The 1,747-nt window shown below is 70.9% G+C and carries 1 protein-coding gene and 2 pseudogenes; 2 read left to right on the top strand and 1 reads right to left on the bottom strand.

The genetic code is table 11. The features are described from left to right. Nucleotides 1–473 precede the first annotated feature (473 nt). Nucleotides 474–943 (top strand): annotated as a pseudogene (locus FPZ47_RS30825) (macro domain-containing protein). Here the strand turns inward: FPZ47_RS30825 and FPZ47_RS27380 are convergent. Next, nucleotides 940–1,245 carry an MTH1187 family thiamine-binding protein gene (locus tag FPZ47_RS27380; RefSeq protein WP_144957395.1) on the bottom strand — a complete coding sequence of 102 codons (306 nt, stop codon included), beginning with the start codon at nt 1,243–1,245 and terminating at the stop codon, nt 940–942. The pseudogene FPZ47_RS30825 and the gene FPZ47_RS27380 overlap by 4 nt on opposite strands. 40 nt (nt 1,246–1,285) lie before the next feature. Between FPZ47_RS27380 and FPZ47_RS27375 the strand changes: the two are divergent. After that, nucleotides 1,286–1,630, top strand: a pseudogene (locus FPZ47_RS27375) (D-aminoacyl-tRNA deacylase); the annotation flags it as partial. Nucleotides 1,631–1,747 lie beyond the last annotated feature (117 nt).

Raw genomic sequence — 1,747 nt, 5'->3', positions numbered from 1 at the left:
CCCGAAACACGCAGCACCACAACAACACCCAAAACCGCAAACCTAAACCCCCAACTATGCGGAAAACGGGCCTAGCGGCGCAAGCCTTCGGATTGCTGAGCGATCCTCAGCCCCACCGGCCCGGGCCGGCGCTGTGCGGGAGGTTGGTCTGCTACGGCTGGTTTCGGCCGGGTTGGCCCGGCTGCCCGGGTTGGCCCGGCTGCCCGGGTTGGCCCGGGCTTGCGCCGGCGCCGGGCGCGCCGCCGGCACCCCCCGCGCCGGGCTGACCGCCAGACCCGGGTGCCCCTCCGACGCCTCCGTCGCCGCCGCGGCCCCCGTCGCCTCCGGCACCTCCGGCTCCGCCGGCACCTCCGGCTCCGCCGGCACCTCCGGCTCCGCCGGCACCTCCGGCTCCGCCGGCACCTCCGGCACCTGCAGCTCCGCCCGGCTCACCGGGCTCGCCGGTGCCCCCACCGTTGAGTGTTTCGCAGGTCATGGCAGACGCACCTGCCTTTCTGTTAGGACTCGTCGGCAATGCGCCTGGCTATCCTACGCGGCGGACCGGTCCGGCCACCCCCGCTTTTGCGGGCAGCCGGGCGGGACTGCCAGCACCATCGGGTGGAGACAGGTGCCGCGAACGGCGTCCGGTGACCAGACATCGGCGTCCCTGCACCTGTATCGCGATAAAGCTCGGGGAGGCCGTCGAGACCACGGCGGGCGACATGCCGGCGCGCTATGCGATCCACGCGGCGACGATGGAACCCGGTGGTCCGACCGCGACCGCGCTGGTGGCTTTCGGTACCGGCGTCGGCCGCTTCCCGTCCGAGGACACCGGCCGCCTCATGGCCGACGTCGTCCGGCAGCACCGGGCCGGTTCGGTCGAGAAAGTCGTGTGTTCGCCGCTCCAGGCGACGCAGCCGAACCGGCGTTGGGGGCCTCCCTGGAAAGCTCGGCGCGCGGCTAACCTTCGGCCAGGTGCCGCTCGACGGAGGCGACTTTTGCCGTCATCGCGTCGCTGGCCCCGGCGCGCCAGTCCACCTTGATCACCGTGCTGACGCGGGGCGCGCGGGCGGCCACGGCCTCGACCGCGCGCTGCACGACGGCCATGACCTGCTCCCAGGTGTCGCCTTCGATCACGGTGAACATCGAATCCGTCTCGTTCGGCAGGCCGGACTCGCGAACCACCCGAACCGCGTCGGCGACGATCTCGCCGACGCTCTCGCTCACGCCCAGCGGGGTCACGGAAAACGCCACAAGCACAGACACCCGACGAGCCTACCCAGCCGGCCTGGCAGCATCGAGGATCGTGCGGGTTCTGGTGCAACGGGTCTCCTCGGCGGCGGTGGCCGTCGACGGGCGGGTGGTCAGTGCCATCGCCCCGGACGGCCAGGGACTGCTCGCCTTCGTCGGCGTCACCCACGGCGACGACCCCGGCAAAGCGCGGCGTCTGGCCGAAAAGCTCTGGAATCTACGCGTTCTCGCCGGCGAGCGGTCCGCCGCTGACGTCAACGCGCCGATCCTGGTGGTCAGCCAGTTCACCCTGTACGCCGACACCGCAAAAGGCCGGCGCCCGTCGTGGAGCGCCGCCGCTCCCGGTTCCGTCGCCGAACCGTTGGTGGCGGCATTCGCGGAGGGGTTCCGAGCAGTTGGCGGAATACTGAGTGATAGTGAGCGTACGAACGTTCTAGTGAGTATGCTGCTGGTGTGAATTTGACGGAGTGGGCGCGGGCTCAGGGTGTTCATCCGCAGACGGCGTACCGGTGGTTTC

The sequence above is a fragment of the Mycobacterium helveticum genome (assembly GCF_007714205.1).
In the GTDB taxonomy this organism is placed as follows: Bacteria; Actinomycetota; Actinomycetes; order Mycobacteriales; family Mycobacteriaceae; genus Mycobacterium; species Mycobacterium helveticum.
Note: the sequence above shows the minus strand (reverse complement) of the source record. Positions and strands in the feature narration are given on the sequence as shown.